16 protein-coding genes are annotated in these 19379 nt (G+C 62.6%); 8 read left to right on the plus strand and 8 right to left on the minus strand.

Annotated features, from left to right (window positions below):
- Positions 1-2 precede the first annotated feature (2 nt).
- Positions 3-500 (plus strand): Lrp/AsnC family transcriptional regulator, encoded by a 498-nt coding sequence (locus tag EXW71_RS05435; protein WP_029296543.1) that lies wholly within the window; start codon positions 3-5, stop codon positions 498-500.
- 59 nt (positions 501-559) lie between these two features.
- Here the strand turns inward: EXW71_RS05435 and EXW71_RS05440 are convergent, their stop codons facing one another.
- The 4 genes from EXW71_RS05440 to EXW71_RS05455 form a co-directional block, all read right to left on the minus strand.
- Entirely contained in the window at positions 560-1393 is an 834-nt protein-coding gene (locus EXW71_RS05440) for a TIGR03915 family putative DNA repair protein (RefSeq protein ID WP_134656663.1), read from the minus strand.
- Positions 1390-2610 (minus strand): putative DNA modification/repair radical SAM protein, encoded by a 1221-nt coding sequence (locus EXW71_RS05445; RefSeq protein WP_123716964.1) that lies wholly within the window; start codon positions 2608-2610, stop codon positions 1390-1392. Before EXW71_RS05445 ends, EXW71_RS05440 begins: the two co-directional genes overlap by 4 nt.
- 66 nt (positions 2611-2676) lie before the next feature.
- Positions 2677-4014: a lysine N(6)-hydroxylase/L-ornithine N(5)-oxygenase family protein gene (locus tag EXW71_RS05450; RefSeq protein ID WP_134656664.1), complete on the minus strand. Its 1338-nt coding sequence runs from the start codon at positions 4012-4014 to the stop codon at positions 2677-2679.
- Positions 4015-4133: 119 nt separating this feature from the next.
- The gene (locus tag EXW71_RS05455; RefSeq protein ID WP_134656665.1) at positions 4134-4616 is read right to left on the minus strand and encodes a sigma-70 family RNA polymerase sigma factor; all 483 of its coding nucleotides are present in this window, start codon (positions 4614-4616) and stop codon (positions 4134-4136) included.
- Positions 4617-4869: 253 nt separating this feature from the next.
- On the opposite strand from EXW71_RS05455, the gene EXW71_RS05460 reads away from it, so the two are divergent.
- From EXW71_RS05460 to EXW71_RS05495, 7 genes are all read left to right on the plus strand, one after another.
- The gene (locus EXW71_RS05460) at positions 4870-6042 is read left to right on the plus strand and encodes an efflux RND transporter periplasmic adaptor subunit (RefSeq protein ID WP_134656666.1); all 1173 of its coding nucleotides are present in this window, start codon (positions 4870-4872) and stop codon (positions 6040-6042) included.
- Positions 6032-8014, plus strand: coding sequence for a MacB family efflux pump subunit (locus tag EXW71_RS05465; protein WP_167659635.1), 1983 nt, complete (start codon positions 6032-6034; stop codon positions 8012-8014). Before EXW71_RS05460 ends, EXW71_RS05465 begins: the two co-directional genes overlap by 11 nt.
- Positions 8007-9413 carry an efflux transporter outer membrane subunit gene (locus tag EXW71_RS05470; RefSeq protein ID WP_177421566.1) on the plus strand — a complete coding sequence of 469 codons (1407 nt, stop codon included), beginning with the start codon at positions 8007-8009 and terminating at the stop codon, positions 9411-9413. Before EXW71_RS05465 ends, EXW71_RS05470 begins: the two co-directional genes overlap by 8 nt.
- A 104-nt stretch (positions 9414-9517) precedes the next feature.
- On the plus strand, positions 9518-10273 hold the full coding sequence (locus EXW71_RS05475; protein ID WP_134656668.1) for an alpha/beta fold hydrolase: 756 nt from the start codon (positions 9518-9520) through the stop codon (positions 10271-10273).
- A 60-nt stretch (positions 10274-10333) separates the two neighbouring features.
- Positions 10334-11197 (plus strand): LysR family transcriptional regulator, encoded by an 864-nt coding sequence (locus EXW71_RS05480; RefSeq protein ID WP_134656669.1) that lies wholly within the window; start codon positions 10334-10336, stop codon positions 11195-11197.
- Between the two features lie 331 nt (positions 11198-11528).
- The gene (locus EXW71_RS05490) at positions 11529-12206 is read left to right on the plus strand and encodes a sterol desaturase family protein (RefSeq protein WP_134656671.1); all 678 of its coding nucleotides are present in this window, start codon (positions 11529-11531) and stop codon (positions 12204-12206) included.
- A complete protein-coding gene (locus EXW71_RS05495) occupies positions 12203-13303 on the plus strand; it encodes an SMP-30/gluconolactonase/LRE family protein (protein ID WP_134656672.1) in 1101 nt (366 codons plus the stop codon). Before EXW71_RS05490 ends, EXW71_RS05495 begins: the two co-directional genes overlap by 4 nt.
- Before the next feature lie 48 nt (positions 13304-13351).
- Here EXW71_RS05495 and EXW71_RS05500 read toward each other — a convergent pair whose 3' ends face one another.
- From EXW71_RS05500 to EXW71_RS05515, 4 genes are all read right to left on the minus strand, one after another.
- A complete protein-coding gene (locus EXW71_RS05500; protein WP_134656673.1) occupies positions 13352-14794 on the minus strand; it encodes a hypothetical protein in 1443 nt (480 codons plus the stop codon).
- A gap of 182 nt (positions 14795-14976) precedes the next feature.
- Entirely contained in the window at positions 14977-16044 is a 1068-nt protein-coding gene (locus EXW71_RS05505; RefSeq protein ID WP_134656674.1) for a lipocalin-like domain-containing protein, read from the minus strand.
- On the minus strand, positions 16034-18496 hold the full coding sequence (locus EXW71_RS05510; RefSeq protein WP_134656675.1) for an ABC transporter permease: 2463 nt from the start codon (positions 18494-18496) through the stop codon (positions 16034-16036). Before EXW71_RS05510 ends, EXW71_RS05505 begins: the two co-directional genes overlap by 11 nt.
- A gap of 1 nt (position 18497) precedes the next feature.
- Complete coding sequence (locus EXW71_RS05515) at positions 18498-19166, minus strand: ABC transporter ATP-binding protein (RefSeq protein ID WP_123716953.1); 669 nt, start codon at positions 19164-19166, stop codon at positions 18498-18500.
- Between the last annotated feature and the right edge of the window lie 213 nt (positions 19167-19379).

The following is a 19379-nucleotide window of genomic DNA, read 5'->3' on the forward strand; positions in this document are numbered from 1 at the left end:
TCATGGATACCAAGGCCAACGGACCCCATTCTTCCCCTGCGCTGGATCGCATCGATGAGGCGATCATCGATGTGTTGCGCCATCAGGGGCGTATCACCTACGAAAAGCTCTCGTCGCTGGTGCACCTGACGCCCAGGCCATGCCTGGAACGGGTGCGCAAGCTTGAGCGACGCGGGGTGATTCGCGGGTATGGGGCGATCATCGATGTACAGATGGTCTCGCCGGGGCTATCGCTGCTGGTGCTGGTGGCGTTGTCCAACCAAAGCGGGCGTTCGGCGCAGAAGGCTTTCGAAGCGTGCGTCAAAGCCTGCCCGCAAGTGTTCGAATGCCAACTGATCAGCGGGCCGTTCGACTACAGCCTGCGCATGCGCTGCCGCGATATGGAGCATTACCGCGTCTTGACCGAGACCTGGCTGAACAATGATGAGTTGCACATTGATAAGTTGGTGGCGCACCCGGAGTTGGCAGTAGTGAAGAACACCGCCACCGAGCTGGCGTGAGCGCCACGCCCCAAACACTCTGATCAAACGCGGGAGCGGGCTTGCCCCCTCCCACACTTTTAACCGTGGCTGCTTGAGATTCTCTTGCCCGGCCTGGCGCCAATCAACTTCGCCTGACCATCCTTCTGTTTCCCCGTCCGCGCTTCGCTGATCAACCCCGGTATCAATTTGCCCTCCGGCAGATTCTTCCAGAAACGGCTGGGCAAGTGCCCTTCCATCACTTTGGGGTTCAGGCGCGCCGGGTTGAAGATATGGCTGTAGTAGGTCAGCCACATGCCGCTGTGGGGGTCTTCGACATTCTGCGCCAGTTGTCGCCAGGCCTCGGGGCATTCGCGTTGATGGATCAACTGCTCGCCGTCGTAATAGACCCCATCCAGCGGCGTGGCGATCATCCAGCGATGGCGCCCCATGCGTCCAATAAAATGCTGGCTGGCACTTTCCAGAATGTCATGGGCCGGCTCATGCCACGCGACATACTCCGGAAGCTGCGACCCCGCCTCGGCCGGCAGCGCAATGAAGCGGACAAATGCATGCAGGTGGTGGGCCTCACGGCTTACCTGTTTGATCCGTCGCTGCAACTCGCTGCCCAACTTGTCCCCCGCCATCATCGCCGTGCGGTCACCATGGCTGACTCGCCACAGCACTTCATACAGCAGGCTCCAGCGCTGGTCGCCGTGGTAACGGGCAGCCGACTCCAGCAACGCCAGCAGTGTCTTGGGAATTCGCGCCTGGAACGGACCCAGCCCGGCAGGAACCGGCTCATCGGTGGCAAACAGATCGGCCACCTCTGCCTCGCACCAACTCACCTGGCTCGGGTCGACCTGATGGCTGAGCAACCAGCGCGCCTGTTCGCGCCAGGTGCTGAACAGGTTGTCGCATTCCAGGCTGATCATCCCCATAACCCCATTTGTTGCGGCTGCGGACGGTCGCGCAGTTGTTCACGCAGCAACACACTGGTGCTGTCGGCCTGTTGCGGGTGGTAATCACTGGTGATGAAGAACGGCTTGGCCTTGGCCAGCACGCAGCGCATGCGCGCCAGGTCTTCGAAGCGGATCTTGCGTTCACGGCGCAAGTCCACCAGGCGCTGGGTGGTGCGCAAGCCAATGCCGGGGATGCGCGCGATCAACGTAGGTTCGGCGCGGTTCAGGTCCAGGGGGAACACGTCGCGGTTGTCCAGGGCCCAGGCCAGCTTGGGGTCGATATCCAACGCCAGGTGGCCTGGGCCTTCAAACAGCTCGTTGGCGCTGAAACCGTAGCTGCGCAACAGGAAGTCGGCCTGGTACAAGCGGTGCTCGCGCATCAGCGGTGGTGCCGCCAGTGGCACACTTTTCGGGCTGTTGGGAATGGGGCTGAAGGCCGAGTAATAAACGCGGCGCAGCTTGAAGTTGCCATACAGCGCTTCGGCGCCATGGAGGATGGTGCTGTCGTCGGTGTCATCGGCGCCGACGATCATCTGCGTGCTCTGCCCGGCGGGGGCGAAGCGCGGCGCCCGGGGCTCGTTGAGTACGGTCTGCTCGCCGGTGTAGATGGTGCGCATCGCCTGCTTGATCGAGCCGATCTGTTTCTCCGGCGCCAGGGTTTGCAGGCTGGCGTCGGTGGGCAATTCGATATTGACGCTCAGGCGATCCGCATATCGCCCCGCCTCGGCGATCAGCGCGGGGTCGGCTTCAGGAATGGTCTTGAGGTGAATGTAGCCGCGAAAGTCATGCTCTTCTCGCAGCAGCTTGGCCACGCGCACCAACTGTTCCATGGTGTAGTCGGCCGAACGGATGATGCCGGAACTGAGAAACAGCCCGCTGACGCAATTGCGCCGGTAGAAGTCCAGGGTCAGGGTGACCACCTCCTCGGGGCTGAAGCGCGCGCGGGGCACGTCGCTGGAGCGACGGTTGACGCAATACTGGCAGTCATAGAGGCAGAAGTTGGTGAGCAACACCTTGAGCAATGACACGCAGCGCCCGTCCGGGGTGTAGCTGTGGCAGATGCCCATGCCGTCGGTGGAACCCAGCCCGGCCTTGCCCTCGGAACTGCGCTTGGGCGCACCACTGCTGGCGCAGGAAGCGTCGTACTTGGCGGCGTCGGCGAGGATGCTGAGTTTTTCGATCAACTGCATGGAGGGCTACCGATACTGGTTTTTTGTACAGTATCAGGCAGCCCACCGTGTCACAAGTGCAGCTTGTCAGCTGGCGGTGGCCAACAACAGGTCCTGCACCGAATGCCCCGTGCCGCGATGGCGATCATGCTCAAACAGCGACGCCGCAATTTCATCCGCACGAATCGGCAGCACCGACAGCAAGGTATCGCTCAAACCATGGCTGGCCTGGCTGAAGCCCTGGATGTAGACGCCAGCCTTGCAACGTTCATCCGTGATGATGCGGTAATCACGGGCCACTTCGAAGTCGCCCATGTAGGCTTGCAACGGCGCCAACAGCTCGCGGTGTTGCTGGCGCTCATAACCGGTGGCGAGGATGACGGCGTCGTAATGGTTGACGAGGGTGTCGCCGGTGGCGTTGTCGCGCAAGACCAGTTCGATGCCCAGCGCGCTGGCGGTGGCTTTTTCCACGACGGTCATGGTGCGGAACGCCTGGCGGGCGATACCCGAGACTTTCTGGCGGTAGAAGATGCCGTAGATGCGCTCGATCAAGTCCAGGTCTACCACCGAATAGTTGGTGTTCTGGTACTCGGCAACCAGCCGCTCGCGCTCGGCACCGACTTGCTGAAACACCAGGTCGGTGAAGGCCGGCGAAAACACTTCGTTGACGAACGGGCTGTCATCGGCGGGCTTGAGCGCCGAACCGCGCAGGATCATGTCGACTTGCACCGACGGGAAGCTGTCGTTCAAGTCGATAAAGGCCTCGGCCGCGCTCTGGCCACCGCCGATGATTGCGATGCGCATTGCCTTGCCTTCGACACACGGCTGGGTGGCCATGCGTTCCAGGTATTGGGAGTGGTGGAACACCCGCCCGTCATCCTTGAGGCCTTTGAACGCTTCAGGCACACGCGCCGTACCACCTGGGCTCACCACCACGTTGCGGGCGGTGCGTACATGCTGCTCGCCCACGGCATCGCGGGAAATCACGCGCAGCGCTTCAACCTGCTGCTGATGCAGGATCGGCTCGATGGCCAAGACTTCCTCGCCGTAGCGAGCCTGGGCCTGGAACTGCCCGGCCACCCAGCGCAGGTAGTCGTTGTACTCCATGCGGCATGGGTAGAAGGTGCCCAGGTTGATGAAATCCACCAAGCGGTCGTGGGCCTTCAGGTAATTGACGAAGGAGTAAGGGCTGGTGGGGTTGCGCAAGGTCACCAGGTCTTTGAGGAAGGAAATCTGCAATTCACTCTGGGTGACCAGGGTATTGCCGTGCCAGCGGTAGTCAGCCTGCTTGTCCAGGAACAGTACATCCAGTTTGCCCTGGGCCTTTTCGCGCTCCTGCAGGGCGATGGCCAGCGCCAGGTTCGAAGGGCCGAAACCGATACCGATCAGGTCGTGAACCGCGGGCGAAGCAATTGCCTGTGTCATTCCAGTGTCCTCTGGATAAGCCCCTTGGCGGTGGGGCGGGAATACCTTCAAGACCCGAACATCAGGTCGTGTGTTGATAGGAAACGAGGACAATGAAATAAAATTTAACTGATCGGCGATCAGTGCGCTTCCCACTCACGCATCCGCACCCGGCAATGCTTCATGGCATTGACGATGTGCTTTTCCACCACACTGCGAGAAATGTCCAGGCGTTCGGCAATTTGCAGGTGGGACAGGCCCTCGAGTTTGCGCAGCAGGAAGCTGTCGCGGCATGTGGCCGGTAACTCGGCCAGGGCGCGCTCGAGCATTTCAAGGCGCTGCCCCTGGTCGTGACTGATGTGCGGAGAATCCGTGGCGAAGCGCTCTTCACCGTCGAGCACCTCCAGGGGTTCGGCCTGGCGCAACGCATTGCGTCGATGGCCGTCGATCACCAGGTTAAGTGCGGTGCGGTACAGAAACGCGCGTGGCTGCTCGATCGGCGTGTCACTGGAGCGTTCCAGCACGCGGACATAAGCGTCATGCACCACATCCTCGGCCACCTGACGGTTGCCCAGCTTGGCGTTGAGGAAACACACCAGCTCGCGATAGTAGTTTTCCAACATGACTCCCGACAGACACATGGCGGCATCAGGTGCTCGCGCCTACAAGTGCAGCCATTCAGTGATAGCAGTTTGAGTGCGTGCAATTTATAGTAATTCTCATCTACTTTTAAACAGGTCTCGCACCAACGGTCGTTTTTTTTCTTCACACAAGCTGTAACCGCTTGTGTAACCGCCTAAATCTCCAGCCAATTTCCTCGTTTAACTGTCAGCTCTGCGCGACTGCGCCCCGATCCTGACTGGCTGGAACCTACGCATGAAACGCCCTCGACCTGCCCGACGCGCCCTGCTTATCGCCGCGTGCCTGATTCCCATCATCGCGGCTGCAGCCTGGCAGGTCCTTCCACCGGGCCGCGATACGTTCGCGACCGTCACCGTAACCCGCGGCAGTATCGAAAACAGCGTCACCGCCCTCGGCACCCTGCAACCCCGACGTTATGTAGACGTCGGCGCCCAGGCTTCCGGGCAAATCCAGAAGATCCACGTCGAGGCCGGCGATCAGGTCAAGGCCGGCCAGTTGCTGGTGGAGATCGACCCCTCCACGCAAAAAGCCAAGCTCGATGCCAGTCGCTACGCCATCGAAAACCTCAAGGCTCAGTTGCAGGAGCAAAAAGCCCAGCACGCCTTGGCGCGCCAGAAGTACCAGCGCCAGCAACGCCTGGCCGCCGGCAATGCCACCCGCGAAGAAGATGTGCAGACCGCCCAGGCCGAACTGAGTGCCACCCAGGCGCGGGTCGACATGTTCCAGGCGCAGATCCGCCAGGCCCAGGCCAGCCTGCGCAGTGACGAAGCCGAACTGGGCTATACGCGGATCTTCGCGCCCATGGATGGCACCGTGGTAGCCGTGGACGCCCGCGTCGGCCAGACCCTCAACGCCCAGCAGCAGACGCCGTTGATCCTGCGGATCGCCAGGCTGTCGCCGATGACGGTATGGGCTGAGGTTTCAGAAGCGGACATCGGCCACGTCAAGCCCGGCATGACGGCCTACTTCACCACGTTGAGCGGCGGCAACCGGCGCTGGACCAGCACCGTGCGCCAGATCCTGCCGATCCCGCCCAAGCCCCTCAATGAGACCAGCCAGGGCGGTGGCAGCCCCAGCAGCACAAGCAAAAGCGGGAGTGGCCGCGTGGTGCTGTACACCGTGCTGCTGGATGTAGACAACGCCGATAACGCGCTGATGGCCGAGATGACCGCCCAGGTGTTTTTCGTCGCCAGCCAGGTCAAGGACGCCCTGACCGTGCCCGTCGCCGCCCTGCAGGGCAGCGCCAACGCCGACCGCCAGATCGCCCGGGTGGTGGCGGAAAACGGCACTGTCGAAGACCGCGAAGTGCGCCTGGGCATCAGTGACCGCCTGCGCGTCGAGGTGCTGGATGGCCTGCGCGAAGGCGATCACCTGTTGATCGGCCCGGCCGATAGCAATGGGGGCTGAGTTGAGCACACCCCTGATCGAACTCAAGCACATCCGCAAATCCTACGGTGGCGGCGACAGCCCGCAAGTCGACGTGCTGCGCGGCATCGACCTGTCGATTCATGCCGGGGAATTCGTTGCCATCGTCGGGGCGTCCGGCTCCGGCAAATCCACGCTGATGAATATCCTCGGTTGCCTGGACCGCCCCACCGAGGGCGAGTACCTGTTTGCCGGCGAAAATGTCGCGCACCTGGACAGCGATGCACTGGCCTGGCTGCGCCGCGAGGCGTTCGGGTTTGTGTTTCAGGGCTATCACCTGATTCCGTCGGGCTCCGCCCAGGAAAACGTCGAGATGCCGGCGATCTACGCCGGTATCAGCGCCGACGAACGCCGTGCGCGAGCCAACGCCCTGCTCACGCGCCTGGGCCTGGCCGAGCGCACCGGCAACCGCCCGCACCAACTTTCCGGGGGCCAGCAGCAACGGGTGTCGATTGCCCGGGCGCTGATGAACGGCGGGCATATCATCCTCGCCGACGAACCCACCGGCGCCCTCGACAGCCACAGCGGTGCCGAGGTGATGGCCTTGCTGGACGAACTGGCGAGCCAGGGCCACGTGGTGATCCTGATCACCCACGACCGGGATGTGGCCGCACGCGCCAACCGTATCATCGAGATTCGCGACGGCCTGATCATCAGTGACTCGGCCGATACCCACACCACAGCCCCCGCCCCCGCGGCCGGCGCTCTGCAAGCCGTGGACCTGCGCCAGCGCCTGGCTGACGGCGCCGAACACAACGGTGCCTGGAAGGCCGAGCTGCTCGACGCCATACGCGCGGCGTGGCGGGTGATGTGGATCAATCGTTTTCGCACGGCCCTGACCTTGCTGGGGATCATCATCGGCGTCGCCTCGGTGGTGGTGATGCTGGCGGTGGGCGAAGGCAGCAAGCGCCAGGTGATGGCGCAAATGGGCGCCTTCGGCTCGAACATTTTGTATGTCAGTGGTTCGTCGCCGAACCCGCGTACGCCGCTGGGGATCATTACCCCCCAGGACGTGGCGGCCCTGGCCACCCTGCCGCAGGTCAAGCGGATCATGCCCGTCAACGGCGCCGAAGCCGGCGTACGCTTCGGCAATATCGACTACATGGCCTACGTGGGCGGCAACGACACGCAGTTCCCGGGCATTTTCAACTGGCCGGTCGTGGAAGGCAGCTACTTCACCGAAGCCGACGAGCGTAACGCCGCCACGGTGGCGGTGATCGGCGCCCGGGTGCGCGACAAACTGTTCAAAGGTCTGATCAACCCGATCGGCCAATACATCCTGATCGAAAACGTGCCGTTCCAGGTGGTGGGCGTGCTGCAGGAGAAGGGCTCCAGCTCCGGCAACAAAGACAGTGATGACCGCATCGCTATCCCCTACTCCGCCGCGAGCATCCGGTTGTTTGGCAGCTACAACCCGGAATACGTGGTGATCGCCGCCGCCGACGCCAGCCGGGTGCACGACGCGGAGCAGGCCATCGACCAGTTGCTCAAGCGCCTGCACCACGGCAAGTCCGATTATCACCTGACCAACAACGCCGCCATGATCCAGGCCGAAGCCCGGACGCAGAACACCCTGTCGCTGATGCTCGGCTCGATCGCCGCGATTTCACTGCTGGTGGGCGGCATCGGCGTGATGAATATCATGCTGATGACTGTGCGCGAACGTACCCGCGAAATCGGCATCCGCATGGCGACGGGTGCGCGCCAGCGCGACATCCTGCGCCAGTTCCTCACCGAAGCGGTGATGCTCTCGGTGGTCGGCGGCCTGTGCGGTATCGGCCTGGCGCTGCTGGTGGGTGGCGTGCTGGTGCTGGCCCAGGTGGCGGTGCAGTTTTCCCTGGTGGCGGTGGCGGGTGCGTTTGGCTGTGCGCTGGTCACCGGTGTCGTATTCGGCTTTATGCCGGCCCGTAAAGCAGCCCGGCTCGATCCGGTTAAGGCGTTGACCAGTGAATAAACCATTCCCGCTTTCTGTGCTCAGCCTGTGCCTGTCGCTCAGCGCCTGCAGCGGCAACCCGCCTGCCGTGGACAACGGCATCGCGCCGCCAACCGCCTGGCAGTACGCGGAACGTGAGGCGGCCCAGGCGAGTAACCAGCGTTGGTGGACGCAGTTCGGTAGCGCGTCACTCAACCGTCTGATCGACCAGGCGCGCCGTGACAGTTTCGACGTGGCCGCCGCCATGGCACGGGTGCGCCAGGCACAGGCCAGTGCAGTGATAGCCGGAGCGCCGTTGTGGCCCGAGGTAAAATTCAACCTGACCGCCAGCCGTGAAAAACTGCTGCACGGCAGCGGTAACTCGTCGCTGGATGCCACCGAAAACGACAAGACCGTGGACGATTTCGGCGCCAACCTTACCGCCAGTTATGAGCTGGATTTCTGGGGTGGCCGCGCCGCCGCCCGGGACAGTGCGCTGTATGCCCTGCGCGCCAGTGAGTTCTACCAGGCCACCGTGGAACTGACGCTGCTCAGCAACGTGGCCGACCGCTACGCGCAAACCCTTGCCGCACGCCAACGCCTGCAGATTGCCGAGTTGAATCTGACGAATGCGCGCAACGTGCTGAACCTGGTGCAAACCCGCTTTGACGCCGGCTCCGCCACCGCCCTGGAACTGGCACAGCAGAAAAGCCTGGTGGCCAGCCAGCAGCGGCAACTGCCGTTGATCCAGCAGGTGGCCGAGGAATCGCGGATCACCCTCGCCACGCTGCTCGGCCAGCCGGTGCAAGCCCTGGACCTGGGCAGCGAACCGTTCCAGGCCCTGACCTGGCCGGCCATCGGTGCCGGCGTGCCCAGCCAGCTATTGAGCCGCCGTCCCGATCTCGCCCAGGCCGAAGCGCAATTGGCCGCAGCCAGCGCCGACGTCACGGTCGCCCGTGCGGCGATGCTGCCTACCGTGACCCTGGGCGCCACGCTGGGCTCGGCGTCGTCCAGGGCAGAAGAGATCCTGCGCAGCCCGTTCTACAACCTGACCTCCGGACTGGTCGCACCGATTTTCAACCATGGCCGTTTAACCGCCGAACGCGACAAAGCCCGCGCGCGCCAGGATGAGCTGTTGCAGACTTACCGCGGCGCGATCATCAACGGCTTCGCCGATGTGGAAAAAGCCCTCAGCACCATCACGCGCCTGGACCAGCAGCGGCAGTGGCAAGCCGAAGAACTGCAGCAGGCCCAGACGGCATTCCAGATCGCGCAAAGCCGCTACCAGGCCGGCGCCGAAGACCTGCTGACAGTGCTGGAAACCCAGCGCACCCTGTACGCCGCCCAGGACGTGAACGTGCAACTGCGATTGTCGCGCCTGCAAGCCAGCATTGCCTTGTACAAAGCCCTGGGCGGCGGTTGGAGTACAGACATCCGATAAACGAAACTCCTGTTTCTTACACGAACCGTTTTCTCTCCCTACATTTTATAACCTCAGGTCCTTGGTAAAAAAGCCGCCATCACACGGCTGCCCGGGACCTCTCGATGAAACCCAGTGTTCTTGTAAAAAGCCTGGCAGGTGCCTGCTTATGGTGGATAGCACAGGCGGCCCATGCCCAACCCCTGATCGCGCCCACCGCGATTGACTGGCTGCTGGACTGTCCCTTCCCCGCGGTTGAACGGCTGGATCCCGAGGTGCTTGAACGCACCCAATGCGGCCAGGTGAGCGTACCCCGCGACCATGCCGCGCCCGGACGCGGCCGCATGCGCCTGAACCTGACCCGTGTCGGCGCGCGGCAACCGCTCAATCGGGCAGGCGCGGTGTTCATCCAGGCCGGCGAGCCGCACACCGTCAAACGCACGACGTTCGCCTTGCACCAGGTCAGCCGCTGGGAGTCTTACGCCACCCCGGCCTATCGCACACTGGTCGACCGATATGACGTCATCGAATTGAGCCTGCGAGACCTCGATGCCCCGAATGCACTCGAACAGGCAGCACGCGACATGGAATACGTGCGCGAACAATTGGGTGAGGCCCGGCTGTATTATCTGGGTAACGCCCAGGGCACCCGGCTCGGTAATCGCTACGGCACGCTGTTTCCCGAGCGCGTTGCGCGCATGGTGCTGGTCGACGCCTGGCAGGGTGAAGCAAGCGTTCCGGGTGTCGAGCAATTGCTGCTCAAGGCGTCGGCCCGGTCCGGCAGCGATGGATGTGTTACCCGTTGGCTGGGAGATTTTCTGGTGTATGGCCATCAACCGCCCGCCACCGCACGCTGCTTGGATCCCGGCACCTGGGAATAAGCCGACGCCCGCACTTGACCGCATGTTCTACAATGGCCCTTCATCTGAATGAGGGCCTCCATGGACATCGAACTGGCACGCACCTTCCTCGAAATCACCCGCTGCGGCAGCCTGGCCGCCGCGGCCGAGAAGTTGCACGTCACCCAGACCGCCATTACCGCAAGGGTTAAAAGCCTGGAGAGCCAATTGGGCAGCACGCTGTTTGTGCGTAACCGCGCAGGGGCTCGATTGACCGCCGATGGCGAGGCATTTGTGGCTTACGCCAACCAGCTGCTGCAAACCTGGGAAGCCGCGCGGCGCGACCTGCCGCTGCCGGACGGCTATCGCAACGTGCTGCACATCGGTGGTGAAGTCAGCCTGTGCGCCCCGCTGATGCTCGGCTGGGCTCGGGTTCTGCGCGAACGGATTCCGGGGTACGCGCTGCGCACCGAAGTGCGCGAAGGCGAATACCTGCTGCGTCAACTCGAACTGGGTGTGCTGGACGCTGCCCTGGTATTCCAACCGCAATACTGGCCAGGGTTGCAGGTGGAGCAGGTGCTCGAAGAAAAACTGATCCTGGTGCAACTGGTGAGCAAGCCGGACCCGTATGTGTATATCGACTGGGGCCCGGGCTTTCGCCAGCAGCACGACGCCGCCCTGCCCGACAAGGCACGTGCCGCCCTGAGCTTCAACCTCGGGCCGCTGGCGCTGCAATACATCCTGGAAAATGGCGGCGCCGGCTACTTCCGGACCCGCGTGGTGCAGAGCTACCTGGACAGCGGCGTCATGCAGCGCGTGCCCAAGGCACCCGAGTTCAGTTTCCCGACTTACCTGGTGTATTCGCGGGCGCGGGATTCGGCAGTGTTGCAGCAGGCGCTGGAACTGTTGCGCGGCGTAGTCAAGGTCGAAAATGACTGGTCCCAGCGCTGGGATCCACTGATTTGAATCAACCAATACCTGTGGCTGACACACCGCAATCGGGGGCAAGCCCCAATGCCGGTCAGTCAAGCGATAGAGCGGACAACGGGTAACCTGTGGCGAGGGAGCTTGCTCCCGTTGGGCCGCGTAGCGGCCCCAGCTTTGGGTTTGAAAAAGACTGGGCCTGCTGCGCAGTCCAGCGGGAGCAAGCTCCCTCGCCACAGTGACAGCGTTGCGCCTCAACTGACCGGTTGGGCAAGCCCCTCCCACACTCCGATCGCATCGCCTGCAAAAATTCGCACAATTTCGAGCACCAACTAAGCTCAGGCTCCAACAAAAAAACACCGAGCAGCTCGTCATGGCCCATCCCACCGAAACCTTTCGCGCCCGCTACCGCGCCGACGTCAGCCCGCATTACAACCCTTGGCTGCATGCCGGTTTCGTGCTGGGCTACGGCATTTCATGCATTACCCTGGCGTGGTCCTCCACGGCGAACATCAGCCCGCTGCAGTGGCTGGCCGTGCCTTTGACGCTGGTGTTTTTCAACCTCTGCATCTACCTGGTCCACCGTCACCTCGGCCATCACAAACACGCCTTCGCCCGGCTGTTCTACGCACGTCACACCGGCGACCACCACAGTTTCTTCACCCCCGGCCACATGACGTACGGCAGCCCCAGGGACTGGCGCGTGATCCTGTTCCCGGCCTGGCTGATTGTGCTGCACAGCCTGGCCATCACCCTTCCCGCCTGGTGGCTGCTCAAGCAACTGAGCCCCAACGTCGCCGGGCTGTTTGCCGGCTGCATGATCCTCGGGTATTTAATTTACGAAGTGTTTCACGCTTGCGAACACCTGCCCGTTGCACACCCCGTAGCGCGCCTGCCCTGGGTGCGCCAGATGCACCGACTGCACGCCCTGCATCATCGCCGCGAGCTGATGCAGGGGCGTAATTTCAACATTGTGCTGCCACTGATGGACTACCTGTTCGGCACCCTCCATTGGGAGCCGGCTCCCCACGACAACCAGGAGTCGTCATGAGTACCCGTCCCAAAAAACTGCGCCATCTGCTGTTCGTGCTATGTCTGGCGGTGATCGCTTTTCTGCTGCTGATGCCGACCAGAGTCCAGCCGGTAAATTGGACGCCGCCCAAGGCGCCCTCATTGAAAGACGGGGTGTACGCCGAGAACCAGCGGCTCAGGCATATCCAAAAGGTCGGCGCGCAGGACATCCCCGGGCCGGAGGCTTTGCTGCTGGATGCCCAGGGCCTGCTGATCAGCGGTTTGCATGACGGGCGCATCATTCGCACCTCGCCCGACAGCCAGAGCCTGGAAGTGCTGGCCAATACGGGCGGGCGGCCGCTGGGCATGGCGTTGCACCCGGATGGTCGCTTGATCATTGCCGATGGGATCAAGGGCCTGCTCGCCCTGGATGGCGCTCGCCAACTCACGACCTTGAGCACCAGCGCCGGTGGCGTGCCCTTTGGATTTACCGATGACGTGGCCGTCGATGCCGCTGGGCGTTATGCCTACTTCAGCGACGCGTCGAGCCGTTGGGGTTACGGCCAGGATGGCGAAGCGGTAATTGAGCATGGCGCCGATGGGCGCCTGCTGCGCTATGACTTCAACCACGGCACGACGGAAGTGCTACTCGATCATCTGCAATTTGCCAACGGTGTGGCGCTGGGCCCGGATGAAAATTATGTCCTGGTCAATGAAACCGGTGCCTACCGTATCAGCCGTTATTGGCTCAAGGGCGAACGCAGCGGCAGTCACGATCTGTTTATCGACAACCTGCCCGGCCTGCCGGACAACCTCAGCTTCAACGGTCACGATCGCTTCTGGGTCGCCTTGTATTCGCCGCGTAATCCCCTGCTGGATGTATTCGCCGGTTATCCCACCCTGCGTAAAGTGATGGTGCGCGCACTGATGGTGGTGCCCAAGCCCATCGAACGCAAAGCCTTTGTATTGGGGCTGGATACCGACGGCAAAGTAATCGCCAACCTGCAGGATGGCACTGCGGGCAACTACTCGCCCATCACCACCGCGCGGGAATGTGGCAACTGGTTGTACTTCGGCTCGTTGACGAACACGAGCATGGCGCGCCTGCCCATGAAACTGGCACTCAACGACGAATGAAAAAAGGGGCAGCCCGCCAAGGCTGCCCCTTCCGATGACGCCGTTCGATCAGTGAATAATGGTCTGGGTACAGATATGCCCCAGGCTCACGTATTGCACATTGTTGCCGCCCACGCCCACACCGGGGAACTCGGCCAGCTCGATGCGCCAGCCACCCTGGTTATAGGTGGTCGCCCACTTGTACGGTACGCCGGTGCTGCTGTCGTTGATCACGGTGCTGTAGTCACCAAAACAGGTGCCGATGTTGGCCGAAGCCGAAGACTCGCCAGCGCTGTTGGTGGTCGCGGTGTAGTCGACCCAGCGGTAGTTCAAGTCGACAAAGTGGTTATCCACGCGCAGCACCGGGGTGACGCCCAACAGCGGCGCGCCGGTGGAGTCCGACCACTTGGTCGACCAGTTCAGCACGCGAGCGGTTTGCGTGGCCAAAGGCATCTCGCCCACCGGTACCCGCACGATGTTGTCGCCCTTCACGTCGTGCTTATCCAGACGTGGCGTGGAACCCAGGCTCAGTTGGTAGTACTTGCTCGGGTCCTGCGCCACAGCCGGGTTGGCACGCACACGCACCTTGACCGTGGTGCCGGGCGCAACGCTTGGGTAGGTGGAGCTGGAGCCGGCCGGCACGGTCACCCAGTTCACGCCGTCGAAGCGATCGAAGAGCCACTGGTCGCGGCTGCCGCTCTCATCGCCCGCCAGGTACATGCTCACACTCTGGCCGCGCACGGCCTTGAAGTCGAAGTAATCGACATCGCCGGCGTTATCGAGGTTGCCACTCACCTTGTTCATCGAGTCCGGCAACACAAAGGCGGTTTGCGCGGAATCGTTGGGTTCGAAGGCATCGATATTGGTGTCCACCGCCACGCCGAAACTGAACTGCGCATTGCTGGCGGTCTTGGCCAGCATGAACCAGTAGTAGTCTCCGGCCGGCAGGATGCCGTCCAGGTACTCATCGGCACTGCCTGGGTTATCGGACGTCGCCACCAACAGCGGATTGCCCTGGCCGTCATCCACGAACAGGCTCAGCGACATATCGGCACCGGCACTCTGGTCGATCAACTGCACCACCGCCCGCGCGTTTTGCGGCAGGTTGAAGTGATACGTGAAGTCCTGGCCGGCCTGTACCTGGTCGATGGTGTAGAGGGTGTTGACATCCAGGGTCGGGAACAGCGGGACAAAGTCGGCGGCGGCAGCGTTTTTCAACTGAGCCTGGCTCGGCTTTTTCAACGCATCGACGACGGTATTGAACGGTGCCGATTTGGCGCTCTTGGCGATCGCCTTGGTCTTGCCCTTCATGGCGTCGAGCATTTTCTGCCGAAGCTCGGCCGAGACCGGCTCCGCCTTGATCGTGCCGCCAGGTTTCAGCGCATCCAGTACGGCTTGGTTAACCGTGCCGGGGGTGAGTTTGGGAAGGGTCTGGTCGGCCAGGGCAGAAGCCGAAGTGAAGCAGGCAGCCATCATGGCCGCGCCCAGGATCAGGCTTTTTTTCGATTTCATTTTTTATCCATCCATAGTTAAAAAATTGAAGCTCAGGTGACGGGTGACGTCCTGTCACCTGGGATGGACTGTAGGATAAAACTGTATGGATGTACAGTATTTTTCTGTAGGTATCGTAAGAGGTCTCCTTCGACCTTGCAGGAAGCTCACTTCGCATGAGCCCTATGACCCAGGCTCACTCTTCAATACCCCGTCATCTCCAAATACCCCACCCCACCCTCAAACTCCACCGGCCCTTCCCAGTACGGAATACTGAGATTCATCCACGCCTTCGGGTTGACGGCATCAGGGGTGATATCCAGCTGTTTGCCGGGAATTTTCAGCGACCAGCGCGTGGGAAGCTTACGACCGTCGATGTCGGTGGTGTTCAGCGCAGTGAGCTGGATATCGGCATTGTGCAGGGTCTGGGTGCGGCCTTGCGGGTCGATCCAGGTGCCGGTCAGGTAACCCGCGCCGTCTGTTTGCCGAACGCGGAACACCATCAACTGTTCGCCTCGGTCCAGGTGCAGGGAGAACCAGTCCCAGCCGGTCTGGCTGGCGGCCAGGGGTTGGCTGCTCCATTCGCGGTCGAGCCAGGCGGAACCGCTGACCTGGTAGGTTTTGCCGTCGAGGGTGACACTGCCGTCAGCCGTGAAAAACGGCTGGCTGTAGTAATAGGAGGCTTGGCCCTGGTCGGATTTGCGGCTGTAGCCGTTATCGCCTTGCAGCACCAGCGGGCGGTGGCTGGTCAGGTGCAGGTCATAGGCGAATTGCGCACCGCTGGCCTTGAGTTGCATCTGCGCCAGCGGGCTCGCCGCGCCGGGACGGGTGGCGAAGTTCCAGTCGTCGATCCAGGCAGTGAACGGTACCGCCTGTGCCCCCGCCTGGCCGACACCGCCGCGGGCAAAGCGTTCGGCCGCGTAATGCCGAGTGGCGGAGGTGACCGCGGCGTGGCCGAGCCAGATCGTCGAGTCGTGCCAGCCCGGCTGGGTGGGGCCTGCTTTCAAGGCGTTGCGAAACAGCGTCCATTGCACGCCGAACACATTGCCCTGCGCATCCTTGAGGTTGGCGGTGACGTACCACCACTCGATGCGAAAGCCTGGATGGGGACCGTGGTCCTCGGGAAAGCTGAAGACTCTGGCGGGCACCACTTGGGCAAAGTCCGCTGCGTCGCTGCCCAGGCCGGCAAAGCTTTCTTCGGCGGGCGCAGGGGCTTTGTCGCACGCACTCAACAGCAGTAACGCCGCCCATAACCAGGCACTAATCTTCATGGGCAAAGGTCCTCAATAAGTCCGCCGGGCGGCTGCGATACAACTGCCACAGAGGCCAGGCCGATGCGAGCAACGTCGCGAGCATCGCCAACCCCAACAATTGCACAAGCTGCCCCGGGAACACCTGCAAAGGCAGGCGCCAGCCGAACGCCTGCACATTGATGACGGCGTCCAGGCACCACGCCAGCAGCAGCCCCAAGGGCAATGCCAGGATCAACGTGAGGACCGCCAGCAACCAGGTCTGGCCCAGATTGAGCAACATCAATTGCCTGCGCGTCACCCCCAGCGCCCACAGCGGTGCGAGCTGGCCGAGGCGGCTTTGGCTCTGGGTCAGCAGGCTGATGAACAGCGCCACACCCGCGACGCCCAGGGTGAGGCTGTTCAGCGCGGCGGTAGCGGCGAAGGTGCGTTCGAAGACCTGGCTGGACCAGCCCTTGAGTTGCTGTTGGTCGACAATACGGCTGTCCTCGAGGCCAAATTCGCGTTGTACCGCATGCACCAGCGGCGCCACGTTGTGCGGTGCCACGCGCAGGTTGAAGCGTGCAGGCGAGAGCGTCGGCCAATGCGCCAACAGGTGCTGTGCGTTGACCAGCAGATGGCCCTTGGGGTTGCCGTAGTCGGCGTATATCCCCACCACCCTGGGCGACCAAAGACCGTGTGGTGTTGGGATATCAACGGTGTCGCGCAACTGCACCTTCAGGCGCCGCGCCAATTGCTCGCTGAGCATCAGGCTGTCGTCCTGCAGCAAGCGGTCCCACGGTTCGCTCACCGCTTCCAGCAAGGGCCAGTGCTGACGATAAGTCGGGTCGTCGACCACGCCGAATACATCCGCCGGCCAGCCTTGCAATTGCACCGCGACCTGCCAGGTGGGCAACACGGTCTGTACCAGCGCCTGCTGCGCTAACCACGTACCCAGTTGCGACGCCTGGGTCGGGTTTTGCGGGTTGATGTACAGCTCGGCGGTCAGGCGTTGTTCCAGCCAGTTATTGAAGGTCTGGCGAAACCCTGAGGTCATCGAGCCCGCGCCGATGTTCGCCGCCAGGGCCAACAGCAACGCCATCAGCGCCAGGCTCAATGCCGGCAACTGCTGGCGACAATCGGCGAGAAACCATTGGCCGAGTACTGAACGGCTACGCCCCAGCACCGCCTTCAACAATCCATTGAGCAGCACCGGCAATCCCAGCGCAGCGCCCAGCAGCAACGCCGCCATCAGCACAAAGCCGGCAGCCAGGCTGTCGCCCAACCACAGCGCCAGCAGCGCAATGATCAGCGTCCCGCCGGCGACCCATCCCTGGCGTCGCAGCCAACGCCCATGGGCCTCGTGCCAGGCCTGGGCATTGGCCAACGCCAGCAATGGTAGCCGCGCAGCCCGCCACAGGCTGCCGGCGCCGGCCAGCAAGGCCCCCAGCAGGCTCAAGCCCAACCCGCTCAACCACCACACCGGGCTCAGGCTCAGTTGCCCCGCCACTTCGGCGCCGTACAGCCCGCGCAAACTGGCGGCCACATCCGGCAGCAACAGGCTGGCCAGCAGGTAACCACTGGCAACACCCAACCCACCTCCGAATAACGACAGCACGCCGAGTTCCACCCCCAGGCTGACCAGCAACATGCGCACGCTGCTGCCGCAGGCGCGCAAAGTGCGCAGCAGGCCACGGCGCTGTTCCAGGGCCAGGCCGATGGCGGCGTGGACGATAAACAACCCCACCACAAAGGACAAAAAGCCCAGTGCGTCGAGGTTCAGATGAAAGCTCTCGGTCAGGCGTGCGAGGTTGTTGTCCTCAGCCTGCTTGAGCTGCAATTCGGCCGGTGGCGTGGGATGAGTCGCGGCGAAGGTTTTATCCAGCAGCAAACGCGACAGCCTTCCGGGCATCGCCAGCAACGGTTGGGCATACCCGATATCGGTCAGCAGCATGCCGGGGGCCATGTCCTGCTGCACCTGTAACGGCGGCAGGGCTTGCCCGTCAGCCGTCAGCGGCTGCGCGCCCTCGTGCAACCCGAGCGCGTGCAGGGTCTGTGGGGCGATCCAGGTGCGCCCCGGCGGGTCGAAGAACGCGCGCATTTGCGCCTGGCTCAAGCGTTGCCCCGCCACGGCGCCACTGCCGGGCAACGACAATGGCTCAATACCCATCAATTGCAGGCGTTGCTCCTCATGCCCCTTGAGCACCAGCCGCCCCTGCACAACCGGAGAAACCGGCCATCCGGCGCGGCGCAATTGGGCAAACAGCGTCTGCGCAAAACCGGCACCGTCCGGTGCGCTCAAACTGGCCAGGGGTTCCCCTCCGATCAATTGGCTGGCACGCGCATAGCTGTCCCGCGCCTGGCTGTTGAGCGCCTGCACCCCAGTCAATAACGCAGTGGCCAGCCACAAACCGGTGAGCACGCTGAAGAACTGCACGGGATGACGCCGCCAATGGCTCAGCAGGGCGCGCAACGTCCAATAAAACACGGCCATCTCAGCGGGCGTCCGTCGGCACGACGCGGCCGCGATGCAACACCACCTGCTGATCGAGTCGGGCGGCGATGCGTGGGCTGTGGGTGACCATCAACAGGCTGGTCGGGCTGTCGCGCAGCAGGTCCAGGAGCAATTGCAGAACCTCGTCGCTGGTGGCTTCGTCCAGATTGCCGGTCGGCTCATCGGCCAGCAGTAAGCCCGGTCGAGAAGCCAGCGCACGCCCCACCGCGACCCGTTGTTGTTGGCCGCCGGACAATTGCTCCGGGTAACGCTTGAGCAAGTCGCCCAGCCCCAGGCGCTCTATCAACTGCGCCTGCCAATGCGGGTCAAGACGCCCAGCCAGGCGCGCTTGGAACGCCAGGTTGTCCTCTACGCGCAAACTGCCGATCAAGTTGAACTGCTGGAACACCAGGCCGATTTCGGTTCGACGCCAATGAGCCAGTTGCCCTTCACTGAGTTGCTCCAGGCGCTGTCCGCCGATTTCAATACTGCCCGAGTCCACGCGATCCAGACCGGCTATCAGGTGCAGCAAGGTACTTTTTCCACTGCCCGACTCGCCCATCAGCGCCAGGCTGCTACGCTCCTTCAGGTACAGGTCCACACCCGCCAGCACCGTCAATGGTCCCTGGGGCGTGGCGTAGTTTTTGCGAACACCTTGCACCTGCAACATAAGAACGCTCGTTTGAAGGATTCCAAACGAGAATAACGGCTGCCTGCATGCCCCACGCAAATTTTTCACATGGATTTCACCGCTTGCCCACCCTCGCCTCTCTAAATTACCCGTCAAGCGTCAACTGCCGGCAACTTGTTAGTTGCCAGCATCGACCCTTCTTAACATCTACGTGTTCAGCTAAAAGACAGCAGCGCTGTGACAGGCTTTTGC

This window comes from Pseudomonas sp. BCA17 (assembly GCF_004519405.1).
Taxonomy (GTDB): domain Bacteria; phylum Pseudomonadota; class Gammaproteobacteria; order Pseudomonadales; family Pseudomonadaceae; genus Aquipseudomonas.